The sequence below is a fragment of the Pedobacter sp. genome (genome assembly GCF_037719805.1).
In the GTDB taxonomy this organism is placed as follows: domain Bacteria; phylum Bacteroidota; class Bacteroidia; order Sphingobacteriales; family Sphingobacteriaceae; genus Pedobacter.
This window is the reverse complement of record NZ_JBBJLZ010000005.1, coordinates 578,995-594,245: the sequence shown is the minus strand read 5'-3', so window position 1 is coordinate 594,245 and position 15,251 is coordinate 578,995. Positions and strand designations below refer to the sequence as shown.

Annotated in this window: 11 protein-coding genes; 6 read left to right on the top strand and 5 right to left on the bottom strand. The window is 42.2% G+C overall.

Annotation, left to right across the window (positions count from 1 at the left end):
* Positions 1-208 precede the first annotated feature (208 nt).
* From WKF66_RS19020 to WKF66_RS19010, 3 genes are all read left to right on the top strand, one after another.
* Positions 209-910 (top strand): hypothetical protein, encoded by a 702-nt coding sequence (locus tag WKF66_RS19020; protein ID WP_489676074.1) that lies wholly within the window; start codon positions 209-211, stop codon positions 908-910.
* A gap of 18 nt (positions 911-928) precedes the next feature.
* Positions 929-2,557, top strand: a complete 1,629-nt coding sequence (locus WKF66_RS19015) for a hypothetical protein (RefSeq protein ID WP_489676073.1) — start codon at positions 929-931, stop codon at positions 2,555-2,557.
* A gap of 195 nt (positions 2,558-2,752) precedes the next feature.
* On the top strand, positions 2,753-3,688 hold the full coding sequence (locus WKF66_RS19010) for a glycoside hydrolase family 26 protein (RefSeq protein ID WP_489676072.1): 936 nt from the start codon (positions 2,753-2,755) through the stop codon (positions 3,686-3,688).
* Between the two features lie 4 nt (positions 3,689-3,692).
* On the opposite strand, the gene WKF66_RS19005 is transcribed toward WKF66_RS19010, so the two are convergent.
* Positions 3,693-4,559, bottom strand: a complete 867-nt coding sequence (locus WKF66_RS19005; protein ID WP_489676071.1) for an AraC family transcriptional regulator — start codon at positions 4,557-4,559, stop codon at positions 3,693-3,695.
* A 220-nt stretch (positions 4,560-4,779) separates the two neighbouring features.
* Between WKF66_RS19005 and WKF66_RS19000 the strand changes: the two genes are divergently transcribed.
* Positions 4,780-5,691, top strand: coding sequence for a nucleotidyltransferase family protein (locus WKF66_RS19000; protein ID WP_489676070.1), 912 nt, complete (start codon positions 4,780-4,782; stop codon positions 5,689-5,691).
* Positions 5,692-5,739: 48 nt separating this feature from the next.
* On the opposite strand, the gene dxs is transcribed toward WKF66_RS19000, so the two are convergent.
* Complete coding sequence (gene dxs / locus WKF66_RS18995) at positions 5,740-7,668, bottom strand: 1-deoxy-D-xylulose-5-phosphate synthase (RefSeq protein WP_489676069.1); 1,929 nt, start codon at positions 7,666-7,668, stop codon at positions 5,740-5,742.
* A 94-nt stretch (positions 7,669-7,762) separates the two neighbouring features.
* Between dxs and glyA the strand changes: the two genes are divergently transcribed.
* Together glyA and WKF66_RS18985 are read left to right on the top strand one after the other, a co-directional pair.
* On the top strand, positions 7,763-9,034 hold the full coding sequence (gene glyA, locus WKF66_RS18990; protein ID WP_489676068.1) for a serine hydroxymethyltransferase: 1,272 nt from the start codon (positions 7,763-7,765) through the stop codon (positions 9,032-9,034).
* Positions 9,035-9,058: 24 nt separating this feature from the next.
* Positions 9,059-11,824, top strand: a complete 2,766-nt coding sequence (locus tag WKF66_RS18985; RefSeq protein ID WP_489676067.1) for a PAS domain S-box protein — start codon at positions 9,059-9,061, stop codon at positions 11,822-11,824.
* Between the two features lie 255 nt (positions 11,825-12,079).
* Here WKF66_RS18985 and WKF66_RS18980 read toward each other — a convergent pair whose 3' ends face one another.
* The 3 genes from WKF66_RS18980 to rlmN are packed head-to-tail and all read right to left on the bottom strand — an operon-like array spanning position 12,080 to position 15,245.
* Positions 12,080-13,447, bottom strand: coding sequence for a hypothetical protein (locus WKF66_RS18980; RefSeq protein WP_489676066.1), 1,368 nt, complete (start codon positions 13,445-13,447; stop codon positions 12,080-12,082).
* A 17-nt stretch (positions 13,448-13,464) separates the two neighbouring features.
* A complete protein-coding gene (locus WKF66_RS18975) occupies positions 13,465-14,163 on the bottom strand; it encodes a ComF family protein (RefSeq protein WP_489676065.1) in 699 nt (232 codons plus the stop codon).
* 32 nt (positions 14,164-14,195) lie between these two features.
* Positions 14,196-15,245, bottom strand: coding sequence for a dual-specificity RNA methyltransferase RlmN (gene rlmN, locus WKF66_RS18970; RefSeq protein ID WP_489676064.1), 1,050 nt, complete (start codon positions 15,243-15,245; stop codon positions 14,196-14,198).
* Positions 15,246-15,251: the final 6 nt, after the last annotated feature.

The following is a 15,251-nucleotide window of genomic DNA, read 5'->3' as shown; positions in this document are numbered from 1 at the left end:
ATTCCATGTTAAATTTCTTTAAAACCAAGTTATTGCGCAACACAACGGCTGTTAACCTAATATGTTGTTCAAGCTTATTAAATTATTGATATTTCTTTAGGATAATATTCCTATAATGTTTAGCTTAGCGCTCAAATTCAGCCAGTTAGATTAAATCGAATTCTAATGAGTTGTATTAATTATAAATAACCTCTCTAATCCATCATTTATGAAAAAAACAACTACAATTTTAAGTCTTTGTCTCCTTTTAGCATTCTTTACACAGGTAAAAGGACAAAGCGCTGCTACAACTTACGGTACTATCCCTAGCAAAGTTACTTTAAGCGCAACTATCGCTACTCAAGGCGTTGGTTTAGATGTAAAATTTTCGCCTACTCCTCAATTTGGCGTTCGCGTTGGGGCAAGTATACTACCAATAAGCGGCGGAGGTGTATATAAAGTACGCTCTGAACCTACTGATGTTGACTTTGATGTAAACTTCGCAAATGCTCACTTGATGTTTGACTGGCATCCCTTTCTTAAAGAATCTGGACTTTCCCGTAAAGTAGTTGTAACTGCAGGTGCTGGTTACTTCTGGGAAGCGAAAGGTGATGTGGTAGTTAGCTACCGTGGCACTTACAAGTATGGTGATATTTTAATTCCGAGCACAGATCTTGGTCAGCTATACGGATCAGTGGAATGGAAAAAAGTTGCTCCTTATCTTGGATTTGGTTTTGAGAATGCATTCCCGGCAAAGAAGTTTAATGTTGGATTTGCTTTGGGTGCTTATTACCTGGGTGAGCCTGATGCTACTTTAACTGGAACCAATTACTTATCACAAAACACAAGCAATTCACAACAACTACAGAAAAACATGTCTTACTACCGTTTCATGCCGGTATTACAGGTTAATCTGAATTTTGGACTTTAATCTACTTAACAAATTTTTATGAAAAACTTTACTAAATTATCAAGCTTCCTGTTGGTTGTGGCATTCCTTTTAAACGGTTGCCGTAACCCTGCGTATGAAGTGAACGTGTTGTTCGATGCGCAAGTGATTACTTACAAAGCTGGCTTACAGCTTACTGACGCCAATGGCGCTGCGCTACCTGGTAACATTGACGTAACTGTAACTGGTGCTGATGCAGGTAGTATCTATGACTTTTCTGGAACTAAAAAGATCTACGCACCAAACGGAGTAGTTACTTTGGGTGTTCATCCAAAAGAAATTCCAACTGCTTCAAAAACACTTACATTTAACGTGATTGTGAAGATCCCTGGATACGAAGAGAAAAACATCCCAATGACCATTGCGGTTGGCCAGTTCACTCAGGATATCAAAGGAATTACAATGGTTAAAACTACTGTTCCTACGCCTTATACTTCGGTAGTGGTGAAAGACTTTCCTTTAGGTGCTGGTGGAGCAACAACGACTACAAGCACGTTTTCTACACCTTCAACAACTGCTGTTCCTCAAACAACTGCAATTAGCATTCCAGCAGGTACAACTTTTAAAGATGCCAGTGGTAATGTTTTGACTGGTGGTGCGCTTACTGCTCAGGCAATCAATTTTGACGCAAGTGATCCTGCTCTGGTTTCGTTATTCCCAGGTGGTGACTTAAGTGCTCCAAATGTGGTCGATAAAGATGGAACAGTTGGTGAGGCTTTCTTCTCACCTGCAGGTTTTACTGACATTACCATGTATGTTGGCGGTGTTGAAGTTAAACAATTCAGTACTCCAATTAACGTATCTATTCAAGTAGATCCTACTTTCAAATTAGACGGATCTGCTACAGCGATTAAAGCTGGTGATATGCTATCGGTATATAGTTATCAGGTATCAACTGGTCAGTTCAAATATGAAACTGATGTTGCTGTAGTTGTTGACGGAAGTGGCAAATTGGCCGTTCCTTTTACAACTAATCACTTGACTAAGTTTATTGTGGGTCAGGTTTTCTCTAAAAGAAAGTGTAAAGCTCCTCAAATTACTTTCATTGCACCTTGGTTGGGAACAAACAGTACTGTAGTAAGTATTGAAGTTCTCACTTTAGATGGATCGAGACGCGTGGCTATCAACGAATCTCAGCAAATATTCAATGGCACAATCATATCACTTGATAAACTTCCTCCTTTTGCAGTGAGCTATATTATTAAGCAAGGAACTACTGTTATTGCTGCCGGTAATATGACTGATCCATGTGCAGGTGCGGCATTATCGGTAACGCTTCCGAGCCCAGCTACACCTGTTGATTTGGTAACGCTGTTATTAAACGTGAAATGTCCTCAGGCCCAGATCACTGTTCCAAACTTTGATCTTTATTACAAAGCTGTTGGTGCTCCGGATTCTCAGTATGTTTTACTAGGAACTGTAGTTAAAGGATCCATTAAAACTACTTTATTGAAAGTTGGAACCAGCTATGACTTCAGAGCTTATTGGGGAAATACAGTTAAAACCGTTGGTAACAGACCTATCACAACAGCTGATATGTCCATTACTGTTGGTGAAAATGATTTCTTAGGTACTAAGAGCCCACAATACAACAAGTCTCTATTGATCGAAGCTTGTAAAGGCATCTAATTTTTAGCTTAATATATACCAAGTCCCGTTGAGTTCGCTCAGCGGGACTTTTTGATTTGTGGCTTCCTTCCAAGTTCTGTAAGAAAAACAATAAATTGCACAAGCTGATTTTTTAAGTTCTCAGCTTTATCTCCTATGACCAAATGTAAGCTGCCTTCTCAATCCAGGCATTGTACTGTTCTCCTAATAACTTTGATGCTGGCTTTTACAGCGAGCAGTCAGCCGAAGATTTCTCCTTTAAAAGTGCTTTCCCGAATTTCTGGTAAGCAAAGCCTGTTTGGAATTCACAACAGAGAGCCTAACCGGAAGCCTGCTGCCTGGACCGAGGAAGTTTTTAAACAAACCGGGAAGTATCCCGCGTTATGGAGTGGTGACTTTCTTTTCCAGCAGGATAACATCGCCAACAGGCAAAGCATGATTGATGAGGCTATAAGGCAAGCTGGTAAAGGTGCGATCATCAACATCATGTGGCATGCTTGCAATCCTACATTGGTCCAGCCTTGTGGCTGGGATAAGAACGGAGTGCTTAGTAAGTTGACTGATGCGCAATGGGCGGAGCTGATAAAAGACGGTACAGTCATAAACAGCCGCTGGAAGGGAATGATGGACGAGGTTGCTGCTTATCTTCAACAACTAAAAGATAGAAAGATAATGGTGCTATTTCGACCACTTCATGAGATGAATCAACCTGTTTTCTGGTGGGGTGGTAGACCTGGTGCTTTAGGTACGCGGAAACTGTACCAGCTTACTCATGATTATTTTGTAAAAAAGCGTGGGTTAACGAACCTCATCTGGGTTTGGGACATTCAAGATTTTCCGACGCTGGCAGAAGATGCCATAGCTTATAATCCAGGAAATAAGTACTGGGACGTCGCCGCCCTGGATATCTACGACGATAAAACAGGTTTCAGTAGGGAGAAATATGATGTCATGGTCAAGGCAGGAGCCGGAAAGCCCATTGCGATAGGGGAGTGTCAAAAGCTTCCATCTTCAGAATTGTTAAAGGCCCAACCTAAATGGACGTTTTTCATGGGCTGGTCGGAGCTAACTTTTAAATTCAATACCAGAGAAGAGATTACCACGCTAATCAAGGCAGATAATGTAATTAGCCTTGACGAAATGACTAGATAGTCACCTAAACAAACAGTCTTTTCTCCTTGTAATTTTCCCTGAATTCTTTAGGTGTACAGCCGTTCTTGCTTTTAAAAGTACGGTTGAAATTTGCTAGATTGTTGAAGCCGCATTTAGAGGCGATGTCTGAAATAGGTTCCTGCGTATCTATCAGCATTCTGGTAACATGGCGCAGTCTGATCTCATTAAGGCTATCAATGAACGTGTAGCCGGTGCGAGTCTTAATAAAACGGCTGAATGATGCATCGGGCATGCCAGCAAGCTTGGCTACTTCATTGAGTGAAACTTCCACGCTGTAATGGGCATTCATGTAATCAATTACTTTCTCAATTCGTCTGCTATAACTATTAGAATCCTCTTTAACCATAGGGTTTGATAAGATTTTGTAGCCGGAGGAGATCGAAAGGTCATGCAGAATAGACAAGAATTCCAGAAGAGCCGCAAAGCCATCTTGATCACTCAGCTTCAATAGTCTTGGTGAGATCCGCTCAATCGTCTCCTTGGGGAAAAGTATGCCCTTTTTTGACTGCTCAAGTAGATTTCCTATGGACAAAAGCTGGTTGCGTTTCAAGAGCTTCTCCTCGAACAGGTCCTTATGAAATTGCAGGGTAACTTCTCTGATGTCAGTGCTTTTGCATTTGTGGTTAGACCAGCCATGGGCCAGGTTTGATCCCAGAAGGACCAGTTCCAGGTTCTCTATGTCGCCCGTATGGTCGCCGATCGTTCGTTTTGCTCCGCCACCATTTATGATCAGATTAAGCTCCAGACTTTCATGATGATGAAGCGGGACTTCTACTTTTTTGCTTACCCTTGGAAATATAGTAAAGCAGTCGTGTTCGGTAAGTGGAGTGATTTCACGTATCAGGTTCATTGTTCAAAAAAGCTTATTGACCATTTCAATGGTGCCAACAGCACATTGTAAATACTTGCTATTGCTTTAGAAGCTGCAATCTAAGGAAAATAAGAGAGCTTCCTCTTCTTGAAGCTTGTTGTTAAAAAACAAGAGAACGTTCCTGTTGTTTATCTTTTAAGTGCTATCATATGTCCACAAAACCACATATATTTAGCGTGTTAACCTAAATCTCATAAAAATGGCAGGAATAAAGCCCTCATTAGTAATTTTAGCAGCCGGTATGGCTAGTCGTTATGGTGGAAACAAACAAACGGAATCGTTTGGCCCATCCGGAGAGACTATAATGGAATATTCAATTTATGATGCCATTAAAGCTGGTTTCGGTAAAGTGATTTTCATCATCAGAGAAGAATTCGCAGAATCTTTCAAAGCAGCCATTGAGCCTAAGCTCCAAGGTAAAATTACGTTGGACTACGTTTACCAGAGTCTTGATAAGTTTAGTGGAGGCAGAGAAATTCCTGCTGACAGAGCTAAACCCTTCGGTACCCAACATGCGCTTTTGTGTACAAAAGAAGCTTTAGACGGACCATTTGCAGTGATCAACGCTGATGATTTTTATGGTTATGAAGCATTTCAATTAGCTTATGACTTTTTATCCAATAACGCGGAAGACGGGAAATATGCCAGCCTTGGCTATGAGCTCAGGAATACTTTAAGCGACAATGGTTCTGTCACCAGAGGCGAAATCAGTGTGAACGCAGAAGGTAACATCACCGGAATTATTGAGCGTAAAGAGATCTTTAAACAAGATGGTAAAGCGATCACCAAGCAAGGCGAAGAAGAGAAAGAATTGCCACTTGACACGAAAGTGAGTATGAACTTTTTCTGTTTCACCCCTGCGTTTGTGAACTGGAGTGAAGCTGAATATTACAAGTTCCTCGATACCAATTTAAATACAGATCTAAAAGCAGAGTTTCTTATTCCTGAGGTAGTTGATACGTTGATCAACTCTGGTACTGGAGTTGTGAAGATGATTCCAACTAAAGCAAAATGGTTTGGGGTAACTTTTAAAGAAGATGCTCCAGTAGTTAAAGATGCATTACAAAAACTTACGCACGAAGGTACTTATCCGGGCAATCTTTGGGCATAAACAGAATATTGATTGCGCAGGGATAGTCGAAAGATTATCCCTGTTTTTTTATGATGCCAAAATCTTCGTTGTTCTGCTAACCGCTGTTTTGCGTACAGTATTGATAATTGCATTCGTGTCATAGTTGCACAAGGCCCAAAGTTCTGCCTGCTCACCATGTTCTATAAAATCGTCAGGGATACCCAATCTGATCACTTGAACCTTGTAGTTATGGTCTGCCATAAACTCTAATACAGCGCTCCCCATTCCGCCCTGCAGGCAACCATCTTCTACCGTGACAACAGTTTTATAGCGTTTGCATACATCGTGCAATAAAGCTTCATCTAATGGCTTAACAAAGCGTAAGTCGTAATGTGCTGGGTGAATGCCCTCACTGTTCAGTTCCTTGCAGGCTTGAACAGCAAAATTACCTACATTACCAATGGTTAAAATAGCTACGTCTTCTCCATCACAGATCTTGCGTCCTTTTCCAACTTCAATTGTTTTGAAAGAACGTTTCCAATCGGTCATCATCCCGTGGCCTCTTGGGTAGCGAATAACAAAGGGGCCCATGTTGTCTTGCTGTGCAGTGTACATTAGATTGCGCAGCTCTTCTTCATTCATAGGCGCAGAGACGATCATGTTAGGTATGCAACGCATATAGGCAAGATCATAGGCACCGTGGTGCGTTGCACCGTCAGCGCCGGCCAATCCAGCACGATCCAGACAAAAGACTACATTCAAGTTTTGAATGGCAACATCATGGATCACCTGATCATAAGCCCTTTGCATAAAGCTGGAGTAGATGTTACAGAAAGGCACAAGCCCCTGTGTTGCTAGTCCTGCAGAAAATGTAACTGCATGTTGTTCAGCTATTCCTACGTCAAATGAACGTGAAGGCATGGCTTTCATCATGATGTTCATAGAAGAGCCTGAAGGCATAGCAGGAGTAATCCCTACAATCTTCTGATTCTCTTCGGCAAGCTCAACCAAGGTATGTCCAAATACATCCTGGTATCTTGGAGGCTTAGGCTTGTCGCTTAGCGATTTCTTAATTTCTCCGGTAATTTTATCGAACAAACCTGGCGCATGCCATTTCGTTTGATCTTTTTCTGCCAGTGCAAATCCTTTTCCTTTTACAGTTACGCAATGCAAGAGTTTAGGTCCAGGTATATCCTTCAATTCTTTAATGATTTGGGCCAGTCTGACCACATCGTGTCCATCAACCGGGCCGAAATATCTAAAGTTTAAGGCTTCAAAAAGGTTGCTTTGTTTTAGTAAAGTACCCTTTATGCTTTTTTCAATCTTCTTAACGAATTTATGTGCATTCGGACCAAGTTCTGAAAGTTTAATCAGTACGCTTGAAATGTCGTCCCTAAAACGGTTGTATGATTTAGAGATCGTAATGCTGGTCAAATACTCCTTCAAAGCACCAACATTTGGGTCGATCGACATACAGTTGTCATTCAAGATCACCAGAAGGTTGGAGTCCTCAATGCCCGAGTGATTTAGTCCTTCGAAAGCAAGTCCGGCTGTCATCGCTCCATCACCGATCACAGCCACATGCTGACGGTCTACTTCTCCTTTGATATGAGAGGCAACTGCCATTCCTAGTGCCGCAGATATGGAAGTGGAAGAGTGGCCAACACCAAAAGTGTCGTATTCACTTTCACTGATTTTTGGGAAACCACTAATACCGTTAAGGATTCTGTTGGTATGAAAAACCGACTTGCGGCCGGTAAGTATTTTGTGTCCATAAGCCTGATGGCCAACGTCCCAAACTAACCTGTCGTACGGTGTATTTAAGGCATAATGCAACGCTACCGTTAGCTCAACTACCCCAAGGCTGGCCCCGAAATGACCTCCATTTACACTTACCACATCAATGATATACTGGCGCAATTCCTGGCTTATCTGCTCCAGGTCTTCTTCTTTGTACTGCTTAAGATCAGCAGGGAAATTGATGTTAGGTAAAAATGGACCGGTAAGTTCTTCCATGTAGGCTTTTTGTCGAGTAGAACCACAAAGTAAGCTATTTTGTTATTAAATTAAGAAGGAAAATCATTAATTTTACAAAAATATACTTCACTAAATGACTAGAGATACTTTAATTTTTGATTTGATTGACAGGGAATTGGACCGTCAGGAAAACGGTCTGGAACTCATCGCTTCAGAAAACTTTGTAAGTAAGCAGGTAATGGAAGCTGCGGGTTCTTGCTTGACCAATAAATATGCTGAAGGGCTTCCAGGTAAAAGATATTATGGCGGTTGTCAGATAGTCGATGAAGTAGAAACTATCGCAATTGAACGTGCAAAAAAGTTATTTAATGCGGCCTGGGTAAATGTGCAGCCACACTCTGGCGCGCAGGCAAATGCAGCAGTGATGCTAGCTGTTATCCAGCCTGGTGATAAGATCCTGGGCTTTGACCTTTCTCATGGCGGTCACCTAACGCATGGTTCACCCGTTAACTTTTCTGGAAAATTATATCATCCGTTATTCTACGGAGTTAAAAAAGAAGATGGCCTCATCGACTACGCGAAATTAGAGGAGCTTGCGCTTGCGGAAAAACCTAAACTAATCATTTGTGGTGCCTCTGCTTATTCCAGAGAATGGGATTACGCCTTTATCAGAAGTGTTGCTGATAAGATCGGCGCACTAGTATTAGCAGATATTTCACATCCTGCTGGTATGATTGCCCGCGGTTTGTTAGCTGATCCGCTTCCACATTGTCATATTGTAACTACAACAACACATAAAACACTAAGAGGTCCCCGTGGTGGTATGATCATGATGGGTCAGGACTTTGAGAACCCATTCGGACTAAAGACCCCAAAAGGGGAAGTTAGAATGATGTCATCTGTATTGGATATGGCTGTCTTCCCGGGAACACAGGGTGGTCCTTTAGAGCACATCATTGCAGCAAAAGCGATCGCTTTTGGCGAAGCTTTAAGTGATGAATACCTGACCTATATCACTCAGGTTAAGGCCAATGCACAGGCAATGGCCAAAGCTTTTATGGCTAAGGGTTATGGAATCATCTCTGGAGGAACAGATAACCATTTGATGCTGATAGACTTACGTAATAAAAATATAACTGGCAAAGTCGCTGAACAAGCGCTGGAAAAAGCCGATATTACTGTCAACAAAAACATGGTTCCTTTTGATGATAAGAGCCCATTTGTTACATCAGGTATTCGTGTAGGTACCGCTGCGATTACAACCAGAGGTTTCAAAGAAGCACAAATGCAAGAGATTGTAGATCTGATTGACCAGGTGATTACAAATCCTGAAGATGAGGGTAACTTAAAGCAAGTTAAGGAACAGGTCATTGCATTGGTTAGCAAATTTCCATTATACAAGTAGGCATAAGCGCCCATAAAGCAGTTAATGTTATCTAAAAGCAGGAATAATTCATCAGCCAACGAAGAAGATCGCGTTGAAGCACTACGTCAGTATGATATATTAGATACTCCTGAAGAAGCCGCATTTAATAATATCGCTAAGCTGGCTGCCTTGGTTTGTAATGTGCCCAACGCAATGATCTCTATGGTTGATGAAGACCGGCTCTTTATCAAATCCATTGTCGGTGGGGTTAGTCATACGCATCCACGAGATGTTTCTTTCAGCCACTTTACCATCCAGTCCGACGAGATAATGGAGGTGAAAGATGCCCTGCTTGACGAGCGGTTCGCAAACTATTCAAGCGTTTTGGCTGCGCCTTTTGTGCGTTTTTATGCCGGTGCACCGCTTATTGATGAGCATGGTTTCAAGCTGGGTGTCATCGGAGTTTATGATAGTAAGCCGGGATCTTTAACCGCTGAGCAGAAAGAAGGGCTGAAAATACTTGGCAGAGAAATTATAACTCACCTTACGCTTCGTAAAAAAAGTATTGACCTTGCAGCAAAAACTACTCGTTTTGAAGATTTGCTCAACCTCTCTACGGTTTCTCCTGAGATACATTGTATCCTGGATAGCACGGGAAAAATCCTTTTTGTTAATGATGCCGTGACAACTATCCTCGAGTACTCGGCAGAGGAGGCTACAGGTTTAAGTATGTGGAGTTTTTGCTACGGCGAAGATCAATCCAGATTGCTCTCTGTAATTGAAAAGGGCCTCAGGAATAATCTTAAAGAGTTTACGGTTGACTTCAGAATTGTTAGCAAAACTGGTGTGATCAGGTGGCTGAGCTGGAATATGGTCGCCAAGAATTGTCGCTGGTATACCTATGGCCGCGACATTACAGAAAGTAAAAGGGTGGAAAGTGAGTTGATGAAACTGTCTTTTGTCGCTAGTAAGGTAGACAACGCAGTGGTGATCAGTGATGCGAATAACCACGTCACCTGGGTAAATGCTGCTTTTGAAAAAATTACTGGTTATACGGTCGACGACCTTAAAGGGAAACGCCTCGGTGACTTAATTATTGGTCCCCAAACAGACCTCGACGTTCTTGCAAAAGCAAGGGAAAGGATCCGTCTGCACCAGTCATTTACTGTCGACCTACTTTCCTACCGTAAAGACAAAACTCCAATCTGGTTATCTATCTACAATACAGTGGTGTTGAACGATGAAGGGGAGGTTGATATGGAGGTAGAAATCATCATCGATATCACGAAGAAGAAGAGGGCCGAAGAGGAGGTGCAACTGCTATCCCTCGTGGCAAGTAAAACGGATACCGGCGTTAACATGTCCGATCGGGAAGGTAACACAACCTGGGTAAATCAGAGTTTGGAGAAGCTGATCGGCTATACGCTTGCTGAAATTCAAGGGAAAAGACTTGGAGATATTATCGCGAATGAAGAAAGTCAGTTGGACTTGATTGCAGAATCAAGGAACAAGGCTCAAAACAATGAATCTTATAGTATTGAGGTTAAGGCCTATACCAAAGGTGGCAAGTCAATTTGGCTATCTGTAGCCAATACGCCTGTTGTCGACGAGAAGGGGCAGGTGATCAGGCAGATCGATTTAATCACCGACATCACTCAGCGCAAGCAAGTGGAGCGGGAATTGGTAGAATCAAAGGAGAAGGCTCTGCAATTGAGCGAAGCCAAGGAAATGTTCCTATCTGTGATGAGTCATGAGATCAGAACGCCCCTGAACGCGGTGATCGGAATGACCCATCTGTTGCTGGATAACGACCCCAAGGTATCTCAGATTGATGACCTGAACATTTTGAAATTCTCTGCAGAGAATCTTTTGAACATCATAAACGACATTCTTGATTTCACGAAAATAGAAACTGGTCACCTGCTGCTGGAATCTGTGCCTATGGACATTAAATCCCTGGCTACAGACATCATTAGCTCCATGCAGGTGACGGCTTCCAAGAGGGGCAACCAACTGAAGCTTCATAGCCGCGGCGTTCCCGAATTAATCTTGGGAGACAAAACCAGACTATATCAGATACTGATGAACCTTTTGGGTAATGCCCTCAAGTTTACCAGTCAGGGTGACGTCAGTCTACATATCGAACTGGCTCAGGAGAATGATGCTACTGCGCAAATACTTTTTAAAGTAAGCGATACTGGGATAGGAATTCCCGAAGACAAACTTTCCTACATCTTTGAAACCTTTACACAAGCGAAGACCGACATTGCCCGGAAATACGGAGGCACCGGCTTGGGTCTGGCGATTACCAAGAAGCTTCTGAAGCTTTATAAATCAGACATTACGGTTGAGAGTGTAGAAGGAAAAGGAACTACTTTCTCTTTCATTATTGCATTTGACAAGTTGTCTGCAGATTTCAATGCGGTACAGGCTGGTCGGTCGACTTCTTCGTTTGCAGGTAAGTCCATACTGGTGGTAGACGACAATGAGATCAATATCCTCATTGCAAACAGGATCTTAAGTAAGATGGGCTTTGTACTGGAGTTTGCAAGCAGTGGCCATGAGGCAATTGAAAAGGTGATGAAAACGCAATTTGACCTGATCTTTATGGATGTCAAGATGCCCGGGATCGACGGCTATGAAACTACCAGCATCATCAGAGAGTTGGATGGCGACTATTTCAAAAAGGTTCCTATTATTGCCTTAACGGCCTCGACACTTCAAGACGATCATGAGAAATTTGAAGCCTCGGGGATGAACGGACATGTGCTAAAACCCTTTAAGCCTGATGAAATTAAAGAGGTAATCTATCAGCAACTCTCGAAATAACCGTGATTTTAGTGCAATAAAAAAGGGCCAATAAATCATTTGCATGAAATTATCGACCCCTAAATTAACGCTCTCGGAATCAAAGGAACGAAATTAATCTCAATATTCAAACAATTAAAAGTTTTTTATCTGTAAAAGCAAAGGGCCGATACCTCAATGAAGAAATATCGACCCTTACCATCTAAATTAACGCTCTCATCAATATAAACGACATTACTTCACATATGTTGCAGGAGATATTTCTTTTTCGATCTATTACTCGTAACAACCTGGTGTTGAAGGTAATGTTCTGTAGACATTTAGCATATCGTTCTTCAGATAGGAGGTAAAGAAGGGGTCTGAACTTAAATTTGCCCCCTTTTTTATAGCAGGGCTTCCCGGCTGTAGTCGGAAATTACCAGTAATGGGATCTACAAACTTAGGATCAGTACCGAGGAAATTCAGATTACTATAGGTCTGTAAGCTTGTTTTGATAAGATTATGGGTAATATTGGTGGTCACTAACGCCGATGTTTTCTTTTCTATTTGAAGTTCCTCCGGCAGAACTCCCCAAATAATATTGTTCACCAGTTCAATAGTAAGATCTGAGTAGGACAGATGGGAATAGTCACTGAAATATATCGCTGGAGTTCGTCTGGAAAACTCGTTGTTGTAGCCCGCGAACGTGTTATGCTTCAAGTTATATTGACCCCCACCAACGCCATATATTAGAAACTGCCCGCTGTTGTAAAACAGGTTGTTGAAACCGCTCAAACTAGTTCCATAGCCAACAAAGCTTGCTACAGTCATGTTTTTGATCACGCTGTTCACCAGTAATAGTTTTGTGCTTCCATCGGATGCTAATGAATCTGCGGTAACACCGATCACGGCGTTCTTGATGGTAGCGTGTTCGATTTTATTGTTCACGCTACTCGCAAAGAACCGGATTCCCAACCATTGTCCCGCCTCGTTTTCATAGTAGTTCTCCAGGCGGTCGCTGGAGAACGTAGCCGGATCGTACTCAGTCCCATTAACGCGAAGCGTACCTTTTACGTTCATTACTGAACCCCCGTGAAAGTAGACTTTTGTGCCTCCTGAGATGTTTAAAGTTGTGCCCGCAGCTACAGTGACTGATTTGTTTACAATGTAAGGTAGGCTGCCTTCCCAAGTCGTATTTGAGGTGATCGTTTCTTCATTGATAAATATCGCGTTCTGCCCATAAGCGATCAGAGCGATTGATTGGGCGTTGCCATTGGTATTGAACATTACCGAATCTTCCACTATAAAAGGCTGGTTTACATTGCTTGGATTGATAGTCGCCTTTACATAAATACTTATAGAATCTTTCCCGCCAATCTCAATATTACTCTTTTCGTTAGCAGGAACCCCGTTAATGATCAGACTGAAAAAGGAATTTTTACCGCCACCTAATCTGATATTGCTGATGTTAACCGCTTTTTGATGCGCATTAAAAACTTTAATGCGCCTGTTCACAGAGCCTATTGCCGTAAAGACGGTGTCGAATAAAACGGTGTCGCTGGAAAAAGACAGTCTGACATCTCTGGATGTTGTGATTTCATCATTCTTGCGGCAGGCCGAAAATGCTAAAATGCAAACCGCTAGAAACGAAACCATTAATCTCATAAACAAACTTAGAGTACTTAGTCGGCAAAAGCAACTGCCGCAATGCTTAAATTTCCGATTCCTGCATTCCACAATTCAATGCCGCAAGCTTCGATTGTTGCGCCGGTAGTGATCACATCGTCGACCAGTAAAATATGCTTCCCTGTCAGCTCATGAGCTGCAATAACTGTAAATACCTTGCTCATATTTTCATTTCTTGAAAGCCTGCCTTTATGCGTTTGAGTAGCCGTTTCTTTCACCTTCACTAATGCGTTCTGGTTAACGGGACAGCCCAATACCTGAGCAATGCCTTCAGCGATGCATAAGGTTTGGTTGTAGCCTCTCTGGCGGAGTTTTCTCTTATGCATAGGCACCGGGATGATCAGGTCGATTTCCTTGTACTGCTCAGATAACAGCAGTTTGTCAGCGATCATTATTCCGAGAAGCTGACCTAATTCTTTCTTTCCTTTATATTTCAACTGATGAAGCATACTTTGTACACTGGAGCCTTTTTTGAAATGTAGCAGCGACATTGCGGCGTCAAACTGAATTCTTGCCCAAAACTGCTTGGCCACCCGGTTCTCCGGATTCAAATGATCATCTGTATAAGGGATTTCAAACAGGCAGGAAGTGCAGATACTGGATTCTCCGTAGTAAATCGGCCTTAAACAGCCGCCACAAAGATTGGGGTATAGTAAACCAACAAAGTCTTGAAACAGGCGATTCAACGGATGCATCCGTCAAGCTCTACTTAAAAATAATAGGAGTGTTAGTTTTGCTCCTTCACAGCGAGCTGACCACAAGCGGCATCAATGTCTTTGCCTCGACTTCTCCGGATGTTTGTATTCACACCCTGTCCTTTCAAATAGGCAGAGAAGGCATCGATTTTATCGCCTTCTGCATTGATGAAGTCAGCAAACTGGATGGGATTATACTCGATCAGGTTAACCTTGCAAGGGATGTGCTTGCAAAATTTAGCAAGATCTATTGCATCTTCGATCTCATCGTTGAAATTGTTAAATACAATGTATTCGTAGGTAACCGGATTCTTAGTTTTAGAGTAGTAGTATTTCAATGCTTCCTCCAGAGATTTTAAAGAATTTGCCTCGTTAATCGGCATGATCTCGTTTCTCTTCTTATCGTTGGCAGCATGTAAAGAAAGTGCGAGGTTAAACTTAGCGCCATCATCACCCAACTTCTTGATCATTTTAGCAATCCCTGCAGTTGATACCGTAATTCTTTTGTAAGACATGTTTAAGCCATCCGGTGCGGTGATCCGCTCGATGGACTTCATCACATTGGCATAGTTCAACAGCGGTTCACCCATTCCCATGTACACAATATTGGTGAGGGGCACTTTGTAATTAAGCTTTGCCTGCTGATCGATCAATACCACCTGATCATAGATTTCATCTGCATTAAGATTCCTCTTGCGATCCATATAGCCCGTTGCACAGAACTTACAAGTAAGACTACAACCTACCTGAGAGCTCACACAAGCCGTCATACGGTCTTCCAAAGGGATTAAAACACCCTCTACAATGTTGCCGTCATATAAGCGAAAAGCATTCTTAATCGTATGGTCGTTGCTGAATTGAGATTTGTTGACTTCCACAACATTGATGGCATATTGCTCATCTAGTTTAGCTCTTAAGTCTTTTGATAAATTACTCATTTCTTCAAATGAGCGGGCAGATTTTTCCCAGAGCCATTGGTACACTTGTTTAGCCCGGTAAGAAGGTTCCTTCATCCCAACGAAGTGTTGTTGCAGCTGCGGTAAATCTAGCGCACGTATATCAATTTTCTTTGTAGCAAGCATTTAAAC

What these genes read in the sequence shown, in the direction of transcription:
- WKF66_RS18975 (WP_489676065.1), bottom strand. Translation starts at nt 14,163, where the DNA reads ATGCATCCGTTGAATCGCCTGTTTCAAGACTTTGTTGGTTTACTATAC.
- dxs (WP_489676069.1), bottom strand. Translation starts at nt 7,668, where the DNA reads ATGGAAGAACTTACCGGTCCATTTTTACCTAACATCAATTTCCCTGCT.
- WKF66_RS19000 (WP_489676070.1), top strand. Translation starts at nt 4,780, where the DNA reads ATGGCAGGAATAAAGCCCTCATTAGTAATTTTAGCAGCCGGTATGGCT.
- WKF66_RS18980 (WP_489676066.1), bottom strand. Translation starts at nt 13,447, where the DNA reads ATGAGATTAATGGTTTCGTTTCTAGCGGTTTGCATTTTAGCATTTTCG.
- WKF66_RS18985 (WP_489676067.1), top strand. Translation starts at nt 9,059, where the DNA reads ATGTTATCTAAAAGCAGGAATAATTCATCAGCCAACGAAGAAGATCGC.
- WKF66_RS19015 (WP_489676073.1), top strand. Translation starts at nt 929, where the DNA reads ATGAAAAACTTTACTAAATTATCAAGCTTCCTGTTGGTTGTGGCATTC.
- WKF66_RS19005 (WP_489676071.1), bottom strand. Translation starts at nt 4,559, where the DNA reads ATGAACCTGATACGTGAAATCACTCCACTTACCGAACACGACTGCTTT.
- WKF66_RS19010 (WP_489676072.1), top strand. Translation starts at nt 2,753, where the DNA reads ATGCTGGCTTTTACAGCGAGCAGTCAGCCGAAGATTTCTCCTTTAAAA.
- WKF66_RS19020 (WP_489676074.1), top strand. Translation starts at nt 209, where the DNA reads ATGAAAAAAACAACTACAATTTTAAGTCTTTGTCTCCTTTTAGCATTC.
- glyA (WP_489676068.1), top strand. Translation starts at nt 7,763, where the DNA reads ATGACTAGAGATACTTTAATTTTTGATTTGATTGACAGGGAATTGGAC.
- rlmN (WP_489676064.1), bottom strand. Translation starts at nt 15,245, where the DNA reads ATGCTTGCTACAAAGAAAATTGATATACGTGCGCTAGATTTACCGCAG.